Source organism: Rhodococcus sp. IEGM 1366 (assembly GCF_033142425.1).
Lineage (GTDB): Bacteria > Actinomycetota > Actinomycetes > Mycobacteriales > Mycobacteriaceae > Rhodococcus_F > Rhodococcus_F globerula.
The window spans coordinates 742,389-766,754 of the sequence record NZ_JAWLRZ010000002.1 but is presented as its reverse complement, the minus strand read 5'-3'; the positions used below and the strand labels follow the sequence as shown (position 1 = coordinate 766,754).

The 24,366-nt window shown below is 61.5% G+C and carries 18 protein-coding genes and 1 tRNA gene; 11 read left to right on the top strand and 8 right to left on the bottom strand.

Annotated elements, in window-relative coordinates; all coding sequences use genetic code 11:
- Positions 1 to 126: 126 nt before the first annotated feature.
- Positions 127 to 2,874: a DNA polymerase I gene (gene polA, locus R4P64_RS09445; protein ID WP_033230836.1), complete on the bottom strand. Its 2,748-nt coding sequence runs from the start codon at positions 2,872 to 2,874 to the stop codon at positions 127 to 129.
- A gap of 280 nt (positions 2,875 to 3,154) precedes the next feature.
- On the opposite strand from polA, the gene R4P64_RS09440 reads away from it, so the two are divergent.
- The 4 genes from R4P64_RS09440 to R4P64_RS09425 are packed head-to-tail and all read left to right on the top strand — an operon-like array spanning position 3,155 to position 7,285.
- Positions 3,155 to 4,465 (top strand): branched-chain amino acid ABC transporter permease, encoded by a 1,311-nt coding sequence (locus tag R4P64_RS09440; RefSeq protein ID WP_394855613.1) that lies wholly within the window; start codon positions 3,155 to 3,157, stop codon positions 4,463 to 4,465.
- A 6-nt stretch (positions 4,466 to 4,471) separates the two neighbouring features.
- The gene (locus R4P64_RS09435; RefSeq protein ID WP_033230837.1) at positions 4,472 to 5,461 is read left to right on the top strand and encodes a branched-chain amino acid ABC transporter permease; all 990 of its coding nucleotides are present in this window, start codon (positions 4,472 to 4,474) and stop codon (positions 5,459 to 5,461) included.
- A complete protein-coding gene (locus tag R4P64_RS09430; RefSeq protein ID WP_317543881.1) occupies positions 5,454 to 6,482 on the top strand; it encodes an ABC transporter ATP-binding protein in 1,029 nt (342 codons plus the stop codon). Before R4P64_RS09435 ends, R4P64_RS09430 begins: the two co-directional genes overlap by 8 nt.
- A complete protein-coding gene (locus R4P64_RS09425) occupies positions 6,479 to 7,285 on the top strand; it encodes an ABC transporter ATP-binding protein (protein WP_033230839.1) in 807 nt (268 codons plus the stop codon). The genes R4P64_RS09430 and R4P64_RS09425 overlap by 4 nt, the downstream gene beginning before the upstream one ends.
- 62 nt (positions 7,286 to 7,347) lie before the next feature.
- Here the strand turns inward: R4P64_RS09425 and R4P64_RS09420 are convergent, their stop codons facing one another.
- Both R4P64_RS09420 and R4P64_RS09415 read right to left on the bottom strand, forming a co-directional pair.
- On the bottom strand, positions 7,348 to 8,676 hold the full coding sequence (locus R4P64_RS09420; protein WP_033230840.1) for an ABC transporter substrate-binding protein: 1,329 nt from the start codon (positions 8,674 to 8,676) through the stop codon (positions 7,348 to 7,350).
- Between the two features lie 193 nt (positions 8,677 to 8,869).
- Positions 8,870 to 9,487 (bottom strand): ANTAR domain-containing response regulator, encoded by a 618-nt coding sequence (locus R4P64_RS09415; protein WP_033230841.1) that lies wholly within the window; start codon positions 9,485 to 9,487, stop codon positions 8,870 to 8,872.
- Between the two features lie 107 nt (positions 9,488 to 9,594).
- Between R4P64_RS09415 and R4P64_RS09410 the strand changes: the two genes are divergently transcribed.
- The 6 genes from R4P64_RS09410 (at position 9,595) to R4P64_RS09385 (ending at position 13,870) form a co-directional block, all read left to right on the top strand.
- A tRNA-Leu gene (locus tag R4P64_RS09410) sits at positions 9,595 to 9,668 on the top strand.
- Between the two features lie 447 nt (positions 9,669 to 10,115).
- Positions 10,116 to 10,445 carry an ArsR/SmtB family transcription factor gene (locus tag R4P64_RS09405; RefSeq protein WP_095886420.1) on the top strand — a complete coding sequence of 110 codons (330 nt, stop codon included), beginning with the start codon at positions 10,116 to 10,118 and terminating at the stop codon, positions 10,443 to 10,445.
- Complete coding sequence (locus R4P64_RS09400) at positions 10,445 to 11,137, top strand: cation transporter (protein ID WP_317820444.1); 693 nt, start codon at positions 10,445 to 10,447, stop codon at positions 11,135 to 11,137. Before R4P64_RS09405 ends, R4P64_RS09400 begins: the two co-directional genes overlap by 1 nt.
- Positions 11,138 to 11,167: 30 nt before the next feature.
- On the top strand, positions 11,168 to 11,770 hold the full coding sequence (locus R4P64_RS09395) for an isoprenylcysteine carboxylmethyltransferase family protein (RefSeq protein WP_317820443.1): 603 nt from the start codon (positions 11,168 to 11,170) through the stop codon (positions 11,768 to 11,770).
- Between the two features lie 262 nt (positions 11,771 to 12,032).
- Positions 12,033 to 12,485, top strand: a complete 453-nt coding sequence (locus R4P64_RS09390; protein WP_317820442.1) for a hypothetical protein — start codon at positions 12,033 to 12,035, stop codon at positions 12,483 to 12,485.
- Between the two features lie 134 nt (positions 12,486 to 12,619).
- Positions 12,620 to 13,870 (top strand): amidohydrolase, encoded by a 1,251-nt coding sequence (locus R4P64_RS09385; protein WP_317820441.1) that lies wholly within the window; start codon positions 12,620 to 12,622, stop codon positions 13,868 to 13,870.
- 30 nt (positions 13,871 to 13,900) lie between these two features.
- On the opposite strand, the gene R4P64_RS09380 is transcribed toward R4P64_RS09385, so the two are convergent.
- The gene (locus tag R4P64_RS09380) at positions 13,901 to 15,043 is read right to left on the bottom strand and encodes a GNAT family N-acetyltransferase (RefSeq protein WP_317820440.1); all 1,143 of its coding nucleotides are present in this window, start codon (positions 15,041 to 15,043) and stop codon (positions 13,901 to 13,903) included.
- Positions 15,044 to 15,344: 301 nt separating this feature from the next.
- Here R4P64_RS09380 and R4P64_RS09375 point away from each other — a divergent pair, with 301 nt between their 5' ends.
- Positions 15,345 to 15,848 carry an SRPBCC domain-containing protein gene (locus R4P64_RS09375; protein ID WP_033231403.1) on the top strand — a complete coding sequence of 168 codons (504 nt, stop codon included), beginning with the start codon at positions 15,345 to 15,347 and terminating at the stop codon, positions 15,846 to 15,848.
- A gap of 26 nt (positions 15,849 to 15,874) precedes the next feature.
- On the opposite strand, the gene R4P64_RS09370 is transcribed toward R4P64_RS09375, so the two are convergent.
- The 4 genes from R4P64_RS09370 to gltB all read right to left on the bottom strand — a co-directional run bounded on the left by R4P64_RS09370 (position 15,875) and on the right by gltB (position 24,242).
- The gene (locus R4P64_RS09370; RefSeq protein WP_317820438.1) at positions 15,875 to 16,756 is read right to left on the bottom strand and encodes an acyl-CoA thioesterase II; all 882 of its coding nucleotides are present in this window, start codon (positions 16,754 to 16,756) and stop codon (positions 15,875 to 15,877) included.
- Position 16,757: 1 nt separating this feature from the next.
- Positions 16,758 to 18,176: a pyruvate kinase gene (gene pyk, locus R4P64_RS09365; RefSeq protein WP_033230849.1), complete on the bottom strand. Its 1,419-nt coding sequence runs from the start codon at positions 18,174 to 18,176 to the stop codon at positions 16,758 to 16,760.
- 74 nt (positions 18,177 to 18,250) lie between these two features.
- Positions 18,251 to 19,756: a glutamate synthase subunit beta gene (locus R4P64_RS09360; protein ID WP_317820436.1), complete on the bottom strand. Its 1,506-nt coding sequence runs from the start codon at positions 19,754 to 19,756 to the stop codon at positions 18,251 to 18,253.
- Complete coding sequence (gene gltB, locus R4P64_RS09355; RefSeq protein WP_317820434.1) at positions 19,749 to 24,242, bottom strand: glutamate synthase large subunit; 4,494 nt, start codon at positions 24,240 to 24,242, stop codon at positions 19,749 to 19,751. The genes R4P64_RS09360 and gltB overlap by 8 nt, the downstream gene beginning before the upstream one ends.
- Positions 24,243 to 24,366 lie beyond the last annotated feature (124 nt).

Below are 24,366 nucleotides of genomic sequence, written 5' to 3'. Positions count from 1 at the left end.
GCCCCCCTGGCGGGTTCCTCCAACGACCTCCGCCCCTTCGGCCCGGCCCCCGTATAATGTCAAACAAAACCCTGGGGGCGGTGCAATCTTTTTGGGGGCCCCCGCCCCCACTTTTCATTGAAAACCTCAGTGTGCGGCGCTGTCCCAACTGCGGCCGGTGCCGACCGACACATCAAGCGGAACGGACAGCTCGATAGCTGTGGACATCTTGTCCTTGACCAATGCTGTGACCTGCTCGAGCTCGGCGGCCACGACCTCGAGTACCAACTCGTCGTGAACCTGCAACAGCATCCGCGACTCGAGTCCCGCATCGGCAAGTGCCTTCTGGACGTTGATCATCGCGACCTTGATGATGTCGGCTGCCGTGCCCTGAATGGGCGCATTGAGCGCGGCGCGCTCGGCGACCTCGCGACGCTGACGGTTGTCGCTGTTGAGATCGGGCAGGTAGCGACGACGGCCGTAGAGCGTCGAGGTGTAGCCGTCCTTTCGAGCCTGCTCGACCACTGCGTGGAGGTAGTCACGTACTCCGCCGAATCGCGCGAAGTAGGCATCCATCTGCTGCTTTGCCTCTTCGGTCGAAATCTTGAGTTGTGACGCCAAACCGTATGCACTGAGTCCGTAGGCAAGTCCGTACGACATCGCCTTGACCCGACGACGCAATTCCGGGGTGACCTCCTCGATCGGCACACCGAATGCGCGCGAACCGACAAAGCTGTGCAGGTCCTCACCGGTGTTGAATGCCTCGATGAGTCCTTCGTCGCCCGACACGTGGGCCATGATCCGCATTTCGATCTGGCTGTAGTCGGCGGTCAGCAGAACGTCGAAGCCGTTGCCGACCACAAAACCGTCGCGGATCTCGCGTCCCGCTTGGTTGCGCACGGGAATGTTCTGCAGGTTGGGATCGGTGGAAGAAAGGCGTCCGGTTGCGGCGACGGTCTGGTTGAACGTGGTGTGGATCCGCCCGTCCTCGGCGACCGACTTGAGCAGGCCGTCCACGGTGACCTTCATGCGTGTTGCGTCGCGGTGCGCGAGAAGGTGCTCGAGGAACGGGTGCCCCGTCTTGTCGAACAGGCCCTGCAACGCCTCGGCGTCTGTGGTGTACCCGGTCTTGGTCTTCTTGGTCTTGGGCATGTCGAGGTCCTCGAACAGCACAACTTGCAGCTGCTTCGGGGAGCCGAGATTGATCTGCTTGTCGATCACTGCATACGCCGAGTTGGCGGCGTCGGAGACTTCGGAGGCGAACCGGCTCTGGAGATCGTGCAGATGCGCGGTGTCGACCGCGATACCGGTTGCCTCGATCTGAGCGAGTTCGATTGTCAACGGCAACTCCATGTCCGAGAGCAGTGACGTCGACTCGATCGACTCGAGTTCATTGTCGAGCGCCTGTGCAAGGTCGAGCACGGCCTGGGCACTGAGCATTGCCGTCTCCGCCGCTTCGGCGTCGAGCTGATCAGTGTCATCGAGCAGCGAAAGCTGTTCCTGCCCCGACGATTCGGCACGCAGTTCACGCTTGAGGTAACGGAGCGAGAGGTCGTCGAGATTGAAGGAACGCTGACCCGGACGCACCAAATAGGCCGCGAGCGCGGTGTCGCTGGTCAATCCACCCAAGGTCCACCCGCGTCCACGCAAGGCGTGAATTGCCCACTTGGCCTCGTGCACAGCCTTGGGCGCAGACACATCGGCGAGCCAATCACCCAGCGCTGCTTCGTCTTCCGCAGTAGCCGAGGTGGTGGAGATGTAGGCACACTCGCCGTCAGATGCAGCGATGGCAAGCGCTGTGACGTCTCCAGCGAACGTGCTGCGCGTTCCGAGGACGGTGACGCCGTGGCGGGATCCGGTACGCGCGTGTGCGTCCAGCCACTCCGCCACCGCACCCGGCGCAAGTGCGTCGCCGCTGACCTCGAAACCCTCTTCTGCTTCGGGCTCGGAAGATGACAGGGTCGCAAACAGGCGATCTCGGAGAACCTTGAACTCGAGGTCGTCGAATAACGCATGAATCTTCTCGCGATCCCACGGAGCCAGAACCAACTGCTCCGGTGTGTACGGCAGCGGCACGTCGCGGATCATCTCGGTGAGCTGACGGTTCAGCAACACGTTGGCGAGGTTCTCCCGCAACGAATCGCCCACCTTGCCCCGGACCTTGTCGACGTTGTCGACCAAGCCCTGAAGGTCTCCGTATTCGCGAATCCACTTGGTAGCGGTCTTCTCCCCTACTCCAGGAATGCCGGGAAGATTGTCACTCGGGTCGCCGCGCAGCGCCGCGAAATCGGGGTACTGAGCCGGTGACAGGTTGTACTTCTCCTCGACCGCGTCCGGCGTGAACCTGGTGAGCTCCGACACGCCCTTCTTCGGATACAGCACCGTCACGTTCTCCGTGACCAATTGAAGCGAGTCGCGGTCGCCCGTGACAACGAGTACGCGGTACCCGAGCGCTTCGGCTTGCGTCGTCAACGTGGCGATGACGTCATCGGCTTCGAAGCCGTCCTCGGCCATGACCGGAATCCCCATGGCGCCGAGGACGTCCTTGGTGATGTCGATTTGCCCCTTGAACTCGTCCGGAGCCTTGGCTCGTTGCGCCTTGTATTCCGGAAACAACTCGGCGCGGAACGTCTGACGGGAGACGTCGAAGGCAGCTGCCAAGTGGGTGGGCTGTTCGTCACGGAGCAGATTGATCAGCATCGACGTGAAGCCGTACACCGCATTGGTGGTTTGACCACTCTGTGTCTTGAAGTTCTCCGCGGGCAACGCGTAGAAGGCACGAAATGCCAGAGAATGCCCGTCGAGAAGCATCAAAAGAGGACGATCGTCTGCCTTGCCGGATGTACCGGTGGCGGCGGTGGACGTGCTGGACCGAGTCGTGGTTGCGGGGCTCACGGTTCATCAGTCTAGGGATTCGGACCGACACACATGCCGCCCACGGTCCTTTACGCAGGAACCAGCCCGAAATCAGGTCAATCGCCCCTGCGCGCGGCTTCGATACGGAACCGAAACATGCCGGAAATCGCAGAACCCCGTCTGAAGCGAACAGAGCCGTTAGAGTCCGGAAATCGCAGCAACGGGCTGACACCTCGCTGACTGCGCGGCAACCTTGTCCCGACCCGCTCGGAGGACGTACGTGGCCCCACCCGTAGTGAAACGGCATACCCTCGCCACATTGAGCCGAATCCTGGCCTTTGCCCTGCTCGTGATAGTTGCTGTACTCACATTCGCCGCAACCGCGTCGGCGCAGGAACCGACCGATACCCCCGAATCTCCGACCGTATCCACCGCACCGGCAGTGCCGGCCAATGCCGTTCCCGTCAGTGGCAATCTCAACAACGGTGGAACACGACTCGAAGGCGTGACCGTTCGCGCCCTCGACTCGTCCGGCACCGAAGTCGCCGCCGGCGAATCCGCCCAGAACGGCCGCTGGGAATTGGCGGTTGCGCCGGGCGTCTACACATTCGAAATTGTTGCCGACACCCTGCCGGACGGGGTGAGCGTGCAGGCCACCGTCGAACGCGAAGTGGTGGCCGGCCGCGCGAACACCGTGATCTTCTCGTTCGGTGAAGTGCGCACAGCATCCAACGTGAGCTTCGGCGAAAAACTCATCAGAACAACCGTCGACGGTCTCCGCTTCGGACTCGTGATCGCCATCGCCGGTGTCGGATTGAGCCTGATCTACGGAACCACCGGACTGACCAACTTTGCACACGGTGAGATGGTGACGCTGGGCGCCGTCGCCGCATGGGCATTCAACACCTCGGTCGGCATCCCCCTGATACCGGCGACGCTGCTCGCCATCCTCGTCGGCATCGGCATCGGCTTGCTCACCAACGGGATCGTGTGGAAACCCTTGCGTAAACGCAAGACCGGATTGATCGCGCAGTTGGTGGTCTCGATCGGTCTTGCCATCGCCTTGCGCTACCTGATTCTGATCTTCTTCTCCGATCGCGCCGAACCCTTCGACGACTACCAAGGGCAGGTCGAGAAGAACTGGGGACCGATCGCACTGACCGACGCCAATGCCGCTGTCATGGTGGTCAGCCTGATCGTGTTGGTCGGCGTGGCACTACTTCTGCAGAAGACGCGCATCGGCAAGGCGATGCGCGCCGTCTCCGACAACCGCGATCTCGCCGCGTCGTCCGGCATCAACGTCGAACGCGTGATCATGTTCGTCTGGGGACTGGGCGGCGGATTGGCCGCCCTCGGCGGCGTCTTGTTCGGCATCTCCGAACTCGGCGGCCGTGTCCAGTGGGAAATGGGCTTCAAACTCCTGCTCCTGATGTTCGCCGGTATCACTCTCGGCGGACTCGGCACCGCCTACGGCGCGCTTCTCGGGTGCGTCATAGTCGGTCTGCTGGTTCAGCTTTCGACGCTGATCATCAACCCCGACCTCAAATACATCGGCGGGCTTCTCGTCTTGATCGTGATCCTCGTGGTTCGCCCTCAGGGCATCCTCGGATCCAGACAACGGATCGGGTGAGTGGATATGGACATCATGGGAGCACTCCAGGTCTCCTTCGCCCAGTTCATCGGGCCGTCGGCGATCTTCTACGCGTTGTTGGCCATCGGCCTCAACCTGCACTTCGGGTATGCCGGGCTACTGAACTTCGGCCAGATCGGCTTTGCCCTGCTCGGTGGGTACGGCGTCGGCATCATGACGGTGACGTACGACCAACCGCTATGGCTGGGAATCATCGTCGGACTGACCGCCGCCGGCCTTCTCGCGTTGGTCCTCGGCATACCGACTCTTCGCCTTCGCGCGGACTATCTCGCCATCGTCACCATTGCCGCTGCGGAAATCCTGCGACTGATCTTCCGGTCAACGGCATCGGACTCCGTCACCGGATCAACCAACGGACTCTTCAGCTTTGCCGAACCCTTCACCTCACTGAGCCCGTTCGACTCCGCAAAGCAGTACTCGTTCCTCGGCGTGAAGTTCTACGGCGACGACCTGTGGTCGATGGTCGTTGGATGGACCCTCGTGCTGATCCTCTGCGGGATCGTCTACCTGCTCAGCCACAGTCCATGGGGCCGTGTCCTCAAAGCAGTCCGCGAGGACGAGGACGCGGCACGGTCGCTGGGAAAGAACGTCTTCGTGTACAAGATGCAGGCGTTGGTCATCGGTGGCGTGATCGGCGGTATGGCCGGAGTCTTCAACGCTCTACAGACCAAATCCATCAACCCCGATTTCTACTCGACGGCTCAGACCTTCTTCGCGTTCGGAGCATTGATTCTGGGCGGTGCCGCAACGGTATTCGGCCCCGTCGTGGGAGCGATGCTGTTCTGGTTCCTCCTCGCCATCCCCGACGCGTTGCTCCGTCAGGCGATCTCGGGCGAGAACCCGCTCCTGTCTTTGACGGAACAGCAGGTCGGCGCGACGCGCTACGTACTACTGGGTTTGATGATCGCTCTCCTGATGGTGTTCCGGCCGCAGGGAATACTGGGTAACAAGCGGGAGGTGCAACTCAATGCTTGACGCCGAGACACGAGCACAGATCTTTGCCGACGTCCCCCACGTTCCGGGATCGGCCAAACCCGACCCGGTGTTGGTGGCCGACAAGGTGTCGCGGACGTTCGGTGGCCTCAAGGCCGTCGACGTCAACCATCTCGAAATCCAACGCGGATGTATCACCGGGCTGATCGGTCCTAACGGCGCCGGGAAAACCACGCTGTTCAACCTTCTCACCGGCTTCGATCGACCGGACACCGGAACATGGTCGATGGACGGTCAGTCCTTGGGACGCATGTATCCCCATCAGGTGGCACGTAAAGGCGTGGTCCGCACGTTCCAGCTGACCAAGGCGCTGTCGAAACTGACGGTGCTCGACAATGTTCGACTCGGAGCCACCGGGCAACGCGGCGAACGAATCTTCACGTCGTTGCTGCCCTGGACCTGGAAGGCACAGGAACGCGAGATCACCGAGCGCGCCCGCGAACTTCTCGGACGATTCAAGCTCGACACCAAAGCCGACGACCTTGCCGGTTCACTGTCAGGCGGGCAACGCAAACTCCTCGAAATGGCACGGGCACTGATGACGGAACCATCCGTCGTGATGCTCGACGAGCCCATGGCAGGCGTCAATCCCGCACTGACACAGAGCCTGCTCGGGCACATCAAATCGCTTCGCGACGACGGTATGACGGTCGTCTTCGTCGAACACGACATGGACGTGATTCGTGACATCAGCGATTGGGTGGTCGTCATGGCTCAGGGCAGCGTCATCGCCGAGTCGACGCCGGACGAATTGTCGTCGAACACAGCAGTCGTCGACGCCTATCTGGGAAGTCATCACGATCAGGCCCTCGAATTCGACGACGAGGGCAACCCTGTGGGCGACACCGCCGTTCTCGCGGCCGCTCTGGCCGAGGCCGAGGTCGAGACGCTCGAAGCCGGCGGTGATCTGTCGGAGCCGGATCTGGGGAACCTACCGGTCGAGGTTGTCGAGGTGCTCGAATCCAGTCCGGAGGAATCGCGCGGAAGGCACGAGAAGCCATGAGCGAGAACGAAGCACGGTCACTCACCCCCGCTGAATTTGCCGCAACTCCCGAGGAACACGCACGCCTGTCGGCGGGTGCGCTGCTTCGCGCGGACAGCGTGGTGGCCGGTTACATTCCCGGCGTCAACATCCTGCGTGAATGCAACTTCTTCCTGAAGGAAGGCGAAATCGTCGGCATCATCGGGCCGAACGGCGCCGGCAAGTCGACGCTGCTCAAATCGCTGTTCGGGCTCATCCCCGTCCGCGAAGGCTCGGTAACTCTCCGGGAGGACAACATCACGTCCGCTCCCGCACACGTACTCGTCCAGAAGGGAGTCGGATACGTTCCCCAGACTCAGAACGTCTTCCAGTCCTTGACTATCGAAGAGAACCTCGAAATGGGAATCTATCTGCGTCCCAAGTCCTTCGCGGAGCGGTTCGCTTTTGTCAGTGACCTGTTCCCACTTCTGAGCGAACGTCGAAAGGTCAAGGCAGGCGCGCTCTCCGGCGGAGAACGTCAGATGGTCGCGATGGGCCGGGCCCTGATGATGGATCCGTCGGTGTTGCTCCTCGACGAACCGTCTGCCGGCTTGTCACCGATGTTCCAGGACGAAGTGTTCATCCGCTGCAAGAAGATCAATGCAGCCGGTGTTTCGGTGATCATGGTCGAGCAGAATGCGCGCCGGTGCCTGCAGATCTGCGATCGGGGGTACGTGCTGGATCAGGGCAAGAATGCGTACACCGATACGGGAGCCAACCTCATGAACGACCCCAAGGTGATCGAGTTGTACCTCGGAACGCTGGCCGGCAGCAAGGAGAAGTAACCACGACAGAAAAGGTGGGCCAGGGTCTTCGAGACCCTGGCCCACCCTCGTGTGTTGATCTGCTATTTACCGACGACCACAAACCCTTCGGTTGTCAGTGTGTTCGTAGGTCCGAACACCAACTTGCCGTACGAACCGATGGACGGCTCGCCCGAGTCGTTGAAGTCGAGTTCACCGGTGATGCCGTCGTAGTCGATGTCGGTTCCCGCCTTCACGAGCGGTAGGCACTCCGCGTACGACGTGCACTTGGTGCCGCCCTCGGTGACGCTGTTGATGTTGGCGGCGATATCGACGCCTGCCGTTGACTTTGCCTGCTCCGCCGCGAGGGCCGAGATCACCACGGCGTCGTAAGACTCACCCGCGTAGTTGAAGTCGATCAAAGCGCTGTTGACAGCCTTCAGCCGATCCTGGAACGCGGCTCCCACATCCGTCAGTGGCGTAGTGCCCTGCATGGTGTCGAGCAGCGGCGTCGCAACGGCTTCACCGAGTGCGTTACCCATGTTGCCGTCGACGCCGTACAGCGCCATTCCGTCGGACGGTCCGATGCCCACCTCGTGCATGCGGGTGATGATCTTCGCTGATTCCTCGAAGCCCACCAACGCCACGGCGTCCGGATTGAAGTTCTTGATCTGATCGACCTCGGAGTTGAACGACTGCGCGTTGGGGTCGTAGATGATCTTCTCGACCTGATCCGACGGAACGCCGGAGTCGATCAGATTCTTCTGGATGTTGTCGGCGAGACCCGTGCCGTAGGGGTCGTTCATAGCCAGGATGGCTACGCGCTGTCCACCGTCGTCTGAAATGAGCTGTGCGACTGCTTGAGCCTGCAGTACGTCCGTAGGAGCGGTGCGGAAGTACATCCCCTTGTCGGGGTAGCAGACAAACTGGTCGGAGGTATTGGCCGGGGAGAACATGACGACGCCCGCACTTGCGATCTTGTCGATCACCTTCAATGACACGGACGACGACGCCGCACCGACAATCACCTGGGTGCCTGCCGCCAATTCGCGGTCAACCGTGGTGTTGGCCGTGTCCGTGGTCGTATCGCCGGAATCGCCGGGGATCAACTGGACTGGCTGTCCGAGTACACCTCCCGCTGCGTTGACGTCGTTGACGCCGAGTTGCGTACCGGCAACCATCGGCGGGCCCAGGAAGGACAGACTTCCCGTGTCCGGCAACAAGGTTCCGATGCGCAGAGGGTCGGTGGACGGTGTAGTGCCTGCCGTGGCCTGTTGCGGCGTGCAATCCGTCGAGACGGTTGTTGCCGCTGCTGAGCCGGACGTGGTGGTGCCCGATGACGAACTGTCGGAGTCGTCCGAGCTACAGCCTGCCAATGCCAATGCTGCAACGCCGAGAACTGCGGCAGTGCGCACAAGTGTTCGTCTAGCCATCCCACGCTCCTTAGATCAGCCGGTGCTCGCGTCAACCGAAACGACGCTCGCTGTGGGAAAAGACGCTAGACCTCGAAACCGTATCGCGATCCGACAAGAAAGCCCTGTGACCTGACTGTTACCTGATGGCCTCGACAATTTACACAACCGTGCCGAATGCGCGGTTTAATCGGCACCACCGAGCGCACCGGGCTCAGGCGTCAGGTTCACCGCCCAAGGTCTCGATCACGACCAGGGCGACGGCCTTCATCGTGGAGCGGCGGTCCATGGCAGCGCGCTGGATCCATTTGAACGCCTCTGGTTCGGTGAGTGCCTGGCGCACCATCAACACACTCTTCGCCCGCTCGATCAGCTTGCGCGCCTCCAAGCGGTCGGACAGATCCGCGACTTCGCGTTCCAGCGCAGTAACCTCACGAAACCTGCTGACGGCCAATTCAACGGCCGGCACAAGATCGGAAATCGAGAAAGGTTTGACCAGATATGCCATGGCGCCCGCGTCCCGCGCTCGCTCCACCAATTCACGCTGACTGAATGCTGTGAGAATGACCACAGGAGCAATTCGCTTCGCCGCAATCTCCGAAGCGGCATCAATACCGTCGCGCCTGGGCATTTTCACGTCCATGATCACAAGATCGGGCTTGAGTTCCTCCGCAAGTTCGACCGCAACCTGACCGTCGCCGGCCTCGCCGACAACGTCGTAGCCCTCTTCGCGGAGCATCTCGACCAGATCCATCCGGATCAACGCTTCGTCCTCGGCAACAACAACTCGACGTGATTTGCTCTGATTGCCTTGCAGCTCTAGCGAATTCATGGCCACCACCCTCCTCGATCGAACCGCCCCGACACGAGGCGCGAACATTTAGAGGGTACCGGTGTTTGACATTCGAATCGCATCTTCTAATGTAGTCATCGCAACAAGCCCTCGTATCCCAATTGGCAGAGGAAACGGATTCAAAACCCGTCCAGTGTGAGTTCGAGTCTCACCGAGGGCACCGAAAGGTGCGGGCTAGCGCGAATTTCAGTCTTATATCCCAGTCTTATCTCGCAGACTTATCTCCCAGCGGGGTTCTAGGACCTCAGTTCGCAGTACATCGAGAAATTCGATTCAGTCCGCTAAAGCCTTGATCCGATCTTCATCATGTTCAGTAGCCGATGCATCAAGTTCATCGGGAAACAGTCGTCCGCATCGGTCAAATCTCAGCATTGCGCGCTTATGCCCAGCAATCCCTTGAATAACTGTGACTTTCGCACCTGACTTGATCGCCAACGTTGCCGCGCTATGACGTAGCTCATACGGAAACTCGCCAGGTGTCAGTCAACCTCGGCCGCCCACTCGCCATGGCAAGACGAAATTCGCAAGCACACCTCTGCCCTCGATTACTGAAAACTATACAGATACAGCCTTTTCTGAATACAGAAACATCTGTACTATTGAAAGGGTGAAGACCGCAATCCACGCCGATGCCCTGTCGAGGTTCGGTTACGCCCTATCGGATTCGACGCGCACCCAGATCTTGTTGAGCCTGCGCACTACTCCGGGTTACCCGTCCGAGATGGCGGAAAAGATCGGGGTGTCGCGCCAGATTCTGTCCAACCACTTGGCTTGTTTGCGCGGATGTGGCCTTGTCGTCGCCGTCCCGGAGGGCAGACGCAGCCGCTACGAGCTCGCCGACCCACGCATCGGCAGAGCGCTCGACGACCTCGTGGGCTTGGTCCTGGCCGTCGACCCGGACTGTTGTCCAGCTTCCGAGACCGAAGACTGCTGCTGATGGAGACCCCGCTAGGCATGCCGCCCCGGACCTCAGCGGTACTGACGCCCCACCGAAAGGCGTTGCTGTCGCGGCGGATTCGGTGGTTTGTCGCGGCGACGATCACCTACAACGTGATCGAGGCGGCAATAGCTCTCACCGAGGGAACGCGCGTGTCGTCGACCGCGCTCATCGGGTTCGGACTGGACTCTTTGATCGAGGTGTCCTCCGCCGCCGCGGTTGCCTGGCAGTTCGCCGGCCGCAACCCCGAAGCGCGGGAGAAGGTCGCGCTACGGATCATCGCGTTCTCCTTCTTCGCTCTCGCCGCCTACGTAACCGCCGACGCCGTCCGGGCCCTGACAGGATTCGGCGAAGCGCAGCACTCCCCGATCGGGATCGGTTTGGCTGCAGCCAGTCTCGCGATCATGCCGGTGCTGTCCTACGCGCAGCGCCGCGCCGGCCGTGAGCTCGGGTCACTCTCCGCGGTCGCCGACTCCAAGCAGACCCTTCTCTGCACCTACCTGTCTGCGGTCCTGCTTGTGGGGCTACTTCTCAACAGCCTGTTCGGCTGGTCGTGGGCCGACCCTGTCGCCGGCCTCGTGATCGCCGTTCTCGCAGTCAAAGAAGGCCTCAACGCCTGGAAAGGCGATACCTGCTGCCCCACGCCGACAACAACCATGAAGTCAGCAGCGGGCCGCGACTGCTGCGACTGACCACACACCACAGATGAGGAAAGATCTGAGATGGCTGTGACCGCGCTCGTGTTCTACGCCCTGTTCGGGGTCCTCGGTTTCGGCTGGCGCAGCGCGCTGCAGTACCAACGGACCGGCTCGACCGGATTCCGCGGCGTCACCGGACGACTCGGCTCGCTGGAATGGATCGCCGGCACCGGATTCGTCGTCGCGATAGCCCTTGGCGTCGTTGCACCCGCACTGCAACTCGCCGTAGTGCTGCACCCGATCGGCGTACTCACCACTCCGGCTGTCCAGACCATGGGGCTCGCGCTCGCGCTGGCCGGAATCGTCGGCACGCTCTACGCACAGAACCAGATGGGTGAATCCTGGCGCATCGGCGTCGATCCGACCGAGACAACCGATCTCGTCCACACCGGGGTTTTCGGAATCGTCCGCAATCCCATCTTCACCGCCATGCTCGTCTTCGGTGCCGGCATCATGCTCCTAACACCGAACCCACTCGCGCTTATCGGCTTCGCGCTGCTGCTCGCCACCATAGAACTGCAAGTGCGGGTCGTCGAAGAGCCCTACCTCCGCGACCGCCACGGCGACACCTACCGCACCTACAGCCGCACTGTCGGCAGATTCGTACCCCGGGTCGGTCTCACCTGACGGACATCCATTACCAACATCCGGCACCAACGTCTCGGGCACCAACGCCACCGAAATTCGCAATCCGCGTACGCGTCATCCACGGAGCCGATAAGTTTCCCTCATGCGGCACCGATATCTCGTTGCGTGCTGCGGAGCACTCTTGTCCGCCGCGACACTTACTGGTTGCCAAAGCCAATCCGAATCTCCGCAACCAGGTTCCGACTCCCATTCGCGGCCGACATATTCAACCGTCGAAGGTTCAGTTGCGCAGACTGGAACAATGAGAATCGGCAGCCCTCCACCAAATGTGCCACCCAGTCTCGTCGTTCCTGGAACTGAAACAAACGCAACGCTGCCCATCGCCGAGGTCACCGCCGTTGCCATCGAGTACCTTGACGACCGTTCGCGGGTGACGTATCACCTCAGTGGAACCGGCACTGTGACATGGAAAGTCGAGTATGTCAGCGAAGCGATTCGCGGCGGCGACAATCATGTCGTCGACGTGAACGGCTCATCGATCCTTCAGATCGATATCATGGGAGCTACTGCGCTACAACAATTTCCACCAATCGAAACGTCTGGCGGCACCATTTCGAGTGTCGAGACCGCACTGGTGAGCGGTGAGATCGTTCAGTCTTTTGTCGGCACTGCCGCAGGGCGCCCCGAGTTCCAGGCAACCGGAATGGAATCGCCTGGTCAAATTGTTGTCGATGTCTTCTACGCGCCGGCCTGAGTAGCCGGCACTCCCCACTTTGCGGTGCGGAAGTCCATCAACTCATTCGGGTAACGTTCGGCGCCCGAGTGCCTGAACACTGTTAGCGTGAAAATCGTCCGATTAGTCTGCTTTTCTCGATCGAGAGGACTCTCATGCCACACGCTGCGCACGAGAACATCACCGTAGATCCGACGCTGGCCAACCTGTACAAGGACCTCCACAGTCACCCGGAACTCGGCTTCCAAGAGCATCGCACCGCCGAAATAGTTGCCACGCGCCTGACCTCACTCGGTTTCGACGTCACCACGGGCATCGGAAAAACAGGAGTAGTCGGTGTCCTGAAGAACGGCCCAGGACCAACGGCACTCCTGCGTGCCGACATGGACGCACTTCCGGTCAAGGAAGATACCGGACTGGATTACGCCAGCACCGTCACCGCGACCGATCAGAACGGGAAAACCGTTCCGGTGGCTCATGCATGCGGCCACGACCTCCACACGACATGTCTGTTGGGCGCCGCCCAGATCCTCTCTACGGACACAGCCAGTTGGTCTGGCACCCTGCTACTCGTCTTCCAACCCGCCGAAGAACTTGGCGCCGGTTCCCAAGCCATGGTCGACGACGGATTGTTCGACAAAGTCCCCAAGCCCGACGTTGTTCTCGGGCAACACGTAGCTCCGTTGCCTGCCGGAAAGATCGCCGGCCACGCAGGCCCGTCGTATGCAGGTTCCGACTCGCTGCGCGTGCGACTCGTCGGCAAAGGCGCACACGGATCCATGCCGGAGAACTCCGTCGACCCCGTGGTGATGGCAGCGGAAACTGTTCTGCGCCTGCAGACAATTGTCTCCCGCGAGGTACCGAGCACGGCGATCGCAGTGCTCACAGTCGGGTCGATCCACGCCGGCGACGCAGCCAATGTCATTCCCGGTGAAGCCGAACTCCAGTTGAACATCCGCAGTTACGACTCAGCCGTCCGGGAGCGCATTCTGAACAGCGTTGACCGCATCGTCCGAGGCGAAGCCGCAACGGCCGGCGCGCCGGAAGATCCCACTATCACCGAGATCGAACGCTTCCCCATCGTCGTGAATGATCCGGCTGCTCTGGGCAAAACCCTCGACGCGTTTGCCTCATGGTTGGGCGAGGACAATATTCTCGATCCGGGGGCAGGCGCCGGTAGCGAGGATGTCGGCATCCTCGCGACGAGTTCGGGCGCACAACTGTCGTACTGGCTGCTCGGCGGTACCGACCCGTCGCTGTTCACGACTGGCGACATGACCGACCCTGCCCTACGGACTGTGCCGTCGAACCACTCTCCGCACTACGCACCCGTGATCGAACCGACACTGACCATCGGAGTTTCCGCCCTGGTCACGGCAACGAGGACGTGGTTGCCGTCTGCCTGATCGAACTGCCGAACGTCGACAGCGCCGCGGTCAGCGCACGCGGCGCCAAGCCGACCGAGCCTTGTCCCGCAGATTTCTCGAGCGGCTGATCCACGATCCCGATTCCCAGGTCTCGATTGCGCGAACGATTGCCCGCGAACCGATTCTGCCCGACCGCACACCGGTGATGGTCACGACCGGTGTGCGGTTGTTCGCCCACACCAATTTCAGGTCAGTGGGACCGATTCCCATGTCGAGTTCGTCGACGGCAAGTTCGTTGCTGTGCGCGACAAGCCATTCCATCATTTGATGTCCGGGTTGAGTCCGGGCACATTCAGGTCGGTAATGCGTGACCCATCCTTCGAGCCGACTACCGGTCCGAACGGAAACATCGTGGGCACACCACACCCCGTCGATGACCAACCCGACGATGACGAGGCGTCCGAGTTCTGCTTCTCTCCGGAGGAATCGGTACACAAACGCCTCGTTCGGGGGCGCCAGGAAGTTCACGCGGTCGCGCCCTGACGTTCCGATTGCAGCAACCGTGCACATGTCGGACCATCGCCGGTCCACATCGGCCGGAGTCGTCAACTGCTCGAAATCCAGTGAAGACCCGGATCGAGTGAGTGCCGCCCGATAGGAACGTAGCCGCTTCAACGAACGCGCGCTCCGAATATCCACGGGGACAGCACCTTCCGGCAAATCCACAGAGAGATTGGTATCCCGTACTCGCACAACGCACTTCCATCGTGGATCGTCCAACAGAGCACCGGCCGCGATGTCCGAACCGATAACAAGATCGGCGTGCAGCACCAATCCACGGGCAGCGACCGCTCGCCAGAGAACCCGAGCGGCATCGGCGTCTGCGGCAAGGATCTCGCCGACCACACCGCGCCCATGCCCGAGAAGGCGAACCACCTCGACAGTGAGCATGCGACGAACCGCAAAGGGCGCCAGCGCTACCATCTCTGCTTCCCGGTACACCGCGACCAGGAGGAATGAGCCTTTGCCGTCGGTGTCGTGAGCGCCGACTGCGTACAGGAACCGCGACGACATTCGAGTCCCGACACGGGCAGCCAAACGCTCCCAGTCCCCGCGAATCGCCTCGGGGTTGTCGTAGAAGCGCACAGTTTCGACACCAGCGCGATCCGCGTCGTCAACACACTCCGCCCGGGACACCTTCGTTACGACCATGACGCGAACTTACCATTACATTACCAAGTGTTCACCATGCCTAGTACTTTCGGCTGATGCCGGACGGTTAAGCAGAGAATTACCAGTACAGGGGACATGACGAACCACCGGAAACAAGGAATGAACGATAACCAGAGAATTGCCTTTACCGCTATGGCGTCCTCACCGACCGAGAAAAACCGCACGCCACGTGAACATCGACATGAACACATTACAACGATCTGACCTGCAGTTATTCCGTCCGCGCCTCAAAAATGGCACGATAGTGGCAACCGCACGGGCACCAACGTTGGAGGCACCGATGGACAACGGCACAATCAACCTGACGTACGACGGTCGGGTGTCTCTGAACTTCCGGCTCGCCGTTCCACAATCGCCGGACAAAGTATGGAAGGTCATCACTCAACGCGAATTTCTCGACACGTGGTTTCCCGCCGACGTCGATTTCACACTGACTCCCGGCGCAGACCTACTGTTCAAAGTGACGCCGCAACAGGTCAAGCGATACGGCTTGCCCGCTGATCACAGCTCACACGGAACTGTCATCAGCGTCCATCCGCACCACATCTTCGAGTACCTGTGGGACGCAGACACATTGCACTGGGAATTGCACCCCGACGGCACCGGAGGGTGCTGGTTGACCCTCACACACACAATGGAGGACGAGGACTCCGCGTACGCACACGCAGCGGGCTGGCATGCCGGCCTGGAAGTGGTTGCGGCACAACTCGACGGCCGTGAAGTCGACTGGTCGCCCTGGGATCGCGCCGACGAACTCGCATCGCAGTACCGCAAATCAGCCTGACTGTCCCCCCTTCCGGGGGCTGGGTCCTATTCCCCCTTACGCGGGAAGTGCCTGATGACGCCTTCCTGCACCACCGTTGCCATCAGCATGCCCTCGATCGAGAAGTATCGCCCGGTCGCCAATCCTCGTGAACCCGCGGCAACCGGTGACTCCGTCGCGTACAGAACCCAGTCGTCGAAGCGGAACGGCCGGTGAAACCAGATCGAATGATTTACCGTCGCTGCAACAATCCGATCGTGCCCCCACGACAATCCATGGGTGGTCAGGATGGAATCCAGCACGGTGGTGTCCGACGAGTACGCCAATACGGCGGCGTGAATCAGTGAGTCGTCCGGTAGCACGCCGTCCGGTCGCATCCACACGCGATTATGGGTGAGCTTCTCCCCCGCGCCTTTCAAAATCCACGCCGGATCGTTGGCGTACCGCATGTCGATCGGCTTGAGTGCGCCCACAAAATGCGGAAGCGTTGCCTCGTAGCCAGACAGTCGATCACCCAAGGGCGGCAACGACTCCGGTAGCGGAACGTCGGGGATTTCGACGGCATGCTCTAGCCCTTTACCGGAATCCTGGAACGCTGCCAGCATCACGAACAGCTCGTTGTCGCCTTGATACGCGGTGACCTGACGATTTGCGAACGCGCGCCCGTCGCGATACCGCTCGACGCGATATTCGATGGGCGCCTTGACATCTCCGCCGCGAATGAAGTGGCCGTTGATCGCGTGGATCGGTCGATCACCGTCGACGGTACGGCCGGCGGCCATCAGTGCCTGAGACACCAATTGACCGCCGAACGTCCGCGAACTTACCTGCGCCGGGTGATGCCCGCGGAACGCGTCGTCTCCGATGGTTTCGAGATCGAGCAGACCGAGAAGTGTGCCGAGGTCTGTCGACGCGTCCGCGTCGCTCACGCTAGTGGAGTTCTTCGCCGATGCGATGAACGTGAATCAGGTTGGTGGAGCCCACGGTTCCCGGAGGCGAACCGGCGACGATGACAACAAGATCGCCCTTCGCGTAGCGCCCGAGCGACAGCAGTGCACTGTCCACCTGACGCACCATTTCGTCAGTGGTGGACACCGAGTCGACGAGGAACGTTTCGGTTCCCCAGGTGAGTGACAGCTGACTCCGCACCTCGGGCAACGGGGTGAAGGCCAGAAGCGGCAACGGCGTGTGCAGACGCGCCAACCTACGCACGGTGTCGCCGGACTGGGTGAAGGCAACCAGGGCCTTGGCGTCGAGGCGCTCTCCGATATCGCGCGCAGCGTAGGAGATCACGCCTCGCTTGGTGCGCGGCACGTGAGTCAGCGGAGGAACGCGTGTCGATTCGGTTTCGACTGCCTCGACGATGCGTGCCATCGTGCGGACGGTCTCCATGACGTACTTGCCAACCGATGTCTCGCCGGAAAGCATGACCGCGTCAGCGCCGTCGAGGACAGCGTTGGCAACGTCGGAAGCCTCAGCGCGGGTGGGGCGCGAGTTCTCGATCATCGACTCGAGCATCTGCGTTGCCACGATGACGGGCTTGGCGTTTTCGCGGGCGATCTGGATGGCACGCTTCTGCACGAGCGGAACCTGCTCGAGAGGCAACTCCACGCCGAGGTCGCCACGGGCAACCATGACGGCGTCGAATGCCAACACGATGGCTTCGAGATTGTCGATAGCTTCCGGCTTTTCGAGCTTCGCGATAACGGGAACGCGGCGACCGACTCGGTCCATGATGGCGTGAACCAGTTCGACGTCCGCAGGCGAACGAACGAACGACAGAGCGATGAAGTCGACACCCAACTTCAGGGCAAATTCCAGATCGGCAATATCTTTGCCCGACAGTGCCGGAACGGAGACATTCATACCGGGAAGCGAAAGGCCCTTGTTGTTGCTGACCGGTCCACCCTCGGTGACCGTGCAGACGACGTCGTTGCCTTCGACCGCCGTGACGACAAGACCGACCTTGCCATCGTCGACGAGCAGGCGATCGCCCGGCTTGGCGTCGCGTGCGAGTTCCTTGTACGTGGTTCCGACGCGGTCGTGAGTGCCCTCGACGTCGTCGACGGTGATACGAACCTCTTCACCGCTTTCCCAGACGGTCCGCTCGTCCTTGAATCGACCGAGCCGGATTTTTGGGCCTTGCAGGTCGGCGAGGACGCCGACGGCCTTGCCTGTCGCGTCTGACGCTGCGCGGACGCGGATGTAGTTCTCTTCGTGATCGGCGTGGTCGCCATGGCTGAAGTTGAGCCGGGCCACGTCCATGCCGCTCTCCACGAGCTCACGGATTCGGTCACCGGTAGCTGTTGCCGGTCCCAGGGTGCATACAATTTTTGTCCGTCGGTTCACGGCTCGAGCCTAGTCGCTCGCAGTGCGCACTTCTATCCGGCGCGTCCGACGTGCATCTTTTGTTCTTACTCGATTCAGTTTCGATTCCTGATTACGAGTGGCAACGCACCGGGATGTACGGGAGCCGGAAGCTGCGATACCCCAGTCAGATACCGATCGACCGCCCGCGCAACCGAGCGTCCTTCAGCAATGGCCCACACCACCAACGACGCACCCCGGTGTGCGTCACCGCACACGAAGACGCCGGGGCACGAAGTCTGCCAGTCGCGCCCGCAGGCGATCACCCCTCGTGAATTCGGCTCGAGGCCGAAGCCGCACAGCAAGCCGGTGCGCTCGACGCCTGTAAACCCGACGGCCAAGAACACAAGGTCACACGGCACGTCGAATACAGCCCCTACCGGTTCGGCAATCCGTCGGCCACTATCGTCCCGAGACACACGAACGGGCGCGACGCGCACTGCCCGGACGTGACTTTCACCGGTGAATTCCTGAGCGGCTACCTCGAACTCACGCACTCCCCCCTCGGCGTCAGCGGGGGCGCTCCGCAGTAACAACGGCCAGAGTGGCCACGGGTCTGCGCCGTCGTCGCGTTCGAGTGGGGGTTGTTCGTGGTAATCCAATTCGACAATCGACGCAGCTCCCTGACGGTGAACGGTTCCGAGGCAGTCGGCACCGGTATCACCGCCGCCGATGATGACGACATTCTTGCCCGCTGCACTGATCCTGCTCGGCCCGTCACCAGCACATTCACGGTTGGCCGGCACGAGGTAGTCCATTGCCGGATGTATTCCTGTCAGATCACGACCGGGAACGTCGACGTCGCGAGCTCTCCCGGCCCCGATTGCCAGAACAACGGCGTCGTAGTTGGAGAGGAGCTCGCCCGCCGCGAGGTCGGTCCCCACATCACAATCCGTCACGAACTCGGTCCCCTCGGCGCGCATCTGTTCAAGCCTGCGGTCGATGTGATGCTTCGAGATCTTGAAATCAGGGATGCCGTAACGCAGCAGCCCGCCGACGCGGTCATGCCGCTCGAACACCGTGACTCGGTGACCCACACGCGTCAGTTGTTGCGCTGCAGCGAGACCCGCTGGCCCTGATCCGACGATCGCCACCCGCGCATCGGAACGTACGGACGGGATCTGCGGGTGCACCAAACCCTCTTCCCACGCGGTGTCGGCAATCGCCGCTTCGATGCGTTTGATTGCCACGCTTCCACTGGTCAAGTGACTGGAAAGAGCAAGTACGCAGGCAGTTTCACACGGCGCAGGACACAGCCGTCCGGTGAACTCCGGAAAGTTGTTGGTCTCGTGCAATCGGTCCGCAGCAAGGGACCAGTCGTCGCGCCGCACGAGGTCGTTCCAGTCCGGGATCAGATTCCCCAGTGGGCACCCCGACAGACCCGAATGGCAGTACGGGATTCCGCAATCCATGCAGCGCGATGCTTGCTCGGACACCTCGTGCTTGCGCTGATCGGTGGGAAGCTCGGCATAGACCTCACTCCAGTCAGCTGTTCGCTCCGGCACCGGGCGCATCGGCGTCGAAGCGCGCGCGATGCCGAGAAAACCTCGCGGATCAGGCACTGGCCGTCTCCGTCAGAATGTCGCCGGCCTCCGCTGCACCTGCCAGTTTTTGTTCCTCGATTACTCGCTCGTAGTCCACCGGCATCACCTTGGTGAATCGCCCCGACTCGCACGACCAGTGCGCAAGCAGACGAGCCCCGACGCAGGACCTCGTCCATTCGACGTGGGCGGCAATCATCATCTTCAACCACAGGAGATCATCGGGCGTCGGGTCCTGCAACGTAACCGACGTCAGGTTCACGTTGTTCGGATCCACGTCGAGAACAAATGCGAGACCGCCGGACATCCCCGCTGCGAGATTTCGACCGGTTGCACCGAGGATCACTACCCGTCCGCCGGTCATGTACTCACACGCGTGATCACCGGCCCCTTCGACAATTGCGTCGGCGCCGGAATTACGCACAGCACAGCGCTCCCCCACCCGGCCGCGCGCAAACAGTTCCCCTGCAGTGGCCCCGTACAGGAGCGTGTTGCCGGCAATCACCTGTTCTTCGGGGCGAAAGCCGACATCAGCGTCGGGACGGAGAGCTATCCGCCCTCCCGAAAGCCCCTTACCCACATAATCATTGGCGTCGCCGGTCAAGTCGAGAGTGATCCCCCTCGGTAGGAACGCACCGAGTGACTGACCGGCCGTTCCGTGCAGCCGCACGACAATGGTGTTGTCCGGCAACCCTGGTGCCCCGTATCTCCGGGTCACCTCGGCGCCGAGCGCTGTACCCACTGCCCTGTCCCCGGTGTGGACGTGGCAGTCGATCCGAACGAGTGTCGCATGGTGGAGTGTGTCGGCAGCGCGCTCGACAAGCATCCTGTTGAGATCACCGACGCCGGGCCGCGTCGCAGCTGCGACGCCGCGCCGTGTCACGACCGGAACCGACAGGAGCGGCGCCAAGTCCAGGCGGCGACTCTTCCGATTACCACTTTCGGTGCAGGGCACCAACATGTCAGCACGCCCCACTGCCTCGTCGAGGCTGTGAAAACCGATGTCGGCCAGAATCTCCCGCACACCGTCGGCGATGAACCGGAAGAAACTTGTGACGTACTCGGGGCGTCCGGTGAACCGTGCCCGTAGCTCCGGATTCTGCGTCGCCACCCCGACCGGGCAGGTGTCGAGATGGCACACTCGCATCATGACGCAACCGGCGGCGATCAACGGCGCTGTCGAGAATCCGTATTCCTGCGCGCCGAGTAACGCAGCCACGACAACATCACGGGCCGTGCGCATACCACCGTCGCATTGCAGGACAACTCTCTCCCGTAACCCATTGAGCACCAACGTCTGCTGAGTTTCCGCGAGCCCGAGCTCCCACGGCGTCCCGGCGTGCTCGATCGAGGTCAACGCGGCCGCACCGGTACCACCGTCGTGGCCGGAGATCAGCACCACGTCGGCATGCGCTTTGACCACGCCTGCTGCAACGGTTCCGACGCCGACAGCGCTGACAAGTTTGACGTGAATTCGGGCCTTGTTGTTGGCTTGGCGCAGATCGTAGATCAGTTGTGCGAGATCCTCGATCGAGTAGATGTCGTGATGCTGCGGCGGCGAGATGAGACCGACACCCGGCGTCGAATACCGCGTCCGGGCGATCCACGGATACACCTTGCTGCCAGGTAGTTGTCCACCTTCGCCCGGCTTGGCTCCCTGCGCCATCTTGATCTGAATATCGCTTGCACTGACCAGATAATCGCTGGTCACGCCGAACCTACCGCTGGCAACTTGTTTCACGGCGCTACGACGCGCACAGTCGTACAGGCGATCCGGATCCTCACCACCCTCCCCCGAATTGGATCGTCCACCCATCGAATTCATCGCTATCGCCATCGTCTCGTGGGCTTCCGCGGACAACGAGCCGTAACTCATGGCGCCGGTGTTGAATCGGCGCAGAATCGCCTCGGCAGGTTCCACCTCGTCGATGCTGAGTGCAGGCCGATCTCCGGTTCGGAAGCCAAGGAGCCCTCGCAATGTTCCGCCCTGCGCGCCGCTGCGATCGACCTCGTCGCTGTACCGGCGGAACACGTCGGCGCGGCCCGACCGTGTGGCGTGCTGGAGGAAGAACACCGATTCCGGTGTGAACACGTGTATTTCACCGTCTCGGCGATAATGGTATTCGCCGCCGAAGTCGAGCTGACGTCGATGTGCATGCGCGGCCGCGTGGCGCACCACCACATCCTCGGCAAGCTCCGCGATACCTATGCCACCGAGCTTGCTCGTGGTGCCGCAGAAGTACTCGTCGACAAGCCGCGCACTCAGGCCGAACGCCTCGAATACCTGTGCACCGGTATAGGATTGGACAGTCGAGATTCCCATCTTCGACATCACCTTGAGCACACCCTGATTGGCCGCATCCAGATAGCGCGTCGCCGCAGTACCTGAATCCACCCCGTCCAGGCCACATTCCGCAACCGACTCGAGGGCCAGATACGGTTGGACAGCAGCAGCGCCGTATCCGAGCAGCAATGCGCAATGGTGAATCTCCCGAGCGTCGCCGGTCTCGACGATCAACGAGACCTTACTGCGCCGACGCTTCCGAACGAGATGGTGATGAACTGCGCCAACTGCGAGCAACGACGGAATCGGCGCGTGGTCAAGGTCCCACGTTCGATCGGATATGACCAGGATGTGGCGCCCGGCGTCTACTGCCGCACTGGCTTCGTCACGTAGCTCGCCGAGCGCCGCTTCCAGACCTTCTGTGCCGGCGGCAATGTCGAACACACCGTGCAGTGTCGTCACACCAGCGCCGGATATGCGGACGATCTCCGCCAGTTCCGCTCCGGACACCACGGGCCTGTGCACCAGGGTTCGCCTACACGATGATTCGTTCGGGTCGAGGAGATTCTGTTCAGAGCCCAGAACCACCGACAACGTGGTGACAACTTCCTCTCGAATCGCATCCGACGGTGGATTGGTGACCTGTGCGAACAGTTGAACGAAGTAGTCGTACAGCAGCCTGGGACGCGCGGAGAGCACTGCCAGCGGCGTATCGGTTCCCATCGATCCCACCGGCTCATGACCGGTGGCGGCCATCGGCGTCAGAACTACACTCAACTCTTCCTCGGTGTACCCGAAGACCTGCTGATGCTGCATCAGCACCGATGGGTCCCTACGTGTTTTGGGCGGATCAGGTGTGTTGCCAACCAGAGTGAGGTTCGCGTCGAGCCAACGCCGATAGGGCGCAGCACCTGCCAAATCGGCCTTGACCTCGTCGTCCGGAACAATACGCTGTTGCGACGTGTCCAACAGGAACATTCGACCGGGTTCGAGTCGACCCTTTGCTATCACGTCGGCCGACGGCACATCGAACACACCACTCTCGCTGGACAATACGACTCGACCCGCCCGGGTGCGCCACCAGCGCCCGGGCCGAAGCCCGTTGCGGTCGAGGACGGCTCCCACCACGGTACCGTCACTGAACGTCACCGAGGCAGGTCCGTCCCATGCCTCCATCAGGCACGCATGAAATTGATAGAACGCACGTAGCTCGGCCGACATGGCCGAATCCTGTTCCCAGGCAGCGGGAATCATCATCGCCACACCGTGGGGCACACTGCGCCCGCCGAGGGACAACAGCTCGAGCACCTCGTCGAACGACGCAGAATCCGACACCCCGGACGTGCAGATCGGCATCAGCCCGTCGAGATTGCCGCCGAAGAGCTCGCTCCGAAGCTGCGGCTCGCGCGCGCGCATCCAATTTCTGTTTCCGACAATGGTATTGAACTCGCCATTGTGTGCAACAAATCTGAACGGTTGCGCCAACGTCCACGACGGAAAGGTGTTGGTCGAGAACCTGCTGTGCACGACGGCCAGTGCGCTACGCATCCGCTCGTCCTGCAGGTCCGGGTAGAACAGCGGCAACTGACACGGCGTCACCATCGCCTTGTACACCATCGTTCGCGCGGACAACGATGGAAAGTAGACGCCGGAACCCTCGTCCACAACATGTGGGGTGATCCGTTCGGCCTGCTTACGCAGCTCGAGGACCCGGCGGTCCAAAGCGATACCCGCCGAGCCCCCACGTGTGTCCGCGACAAAGCACTGACTGATGAACGGCGTACATTCCGTTGCCGATACACCCAGGACTGCCGGATCGACAGGAACATCTCGCCAGCCGAGTACCGACAATCCCGCCGAACGCGCGCACCCCTCGATACGCTCGAACGCACGTCGCCGGGGCCGCGCGGCCCGGGGAAGGAAGCAGATACCGGCCGCAAACCTACTCTCACCACGCTCGTTTACATCCGGTAACACGAAGTCGGTGACAGCCCTCAGAAGTTCGACGGGTAGCTGAAGGAGAATCCCCGCTCCGTCACCAGTGGTGGAATCAGCTCCGATGGCACCGCGATGGGACAGCTTGCGCAGTGCGGACAAGCCGTCTTGCACGATCGAATGAGAGCGTCTGCCGTAGACGTCAGCGACAACGGCGACACCACACGAATCTGCTTCCTGATCGGGGTTGTACAGCCCCTGTGGACCAGGCATCTGAGAAAACAGCATGCGTGCCCTCCACCATGCGGGGCCGCCACACGAACCCGCAACCGGCAAGGGTCAGTTTACAACCGGTATGTGCAGGTTGCGATAGAAAAAACCGTGGCACCCCTGTATCGGGGTGCCACGGTGA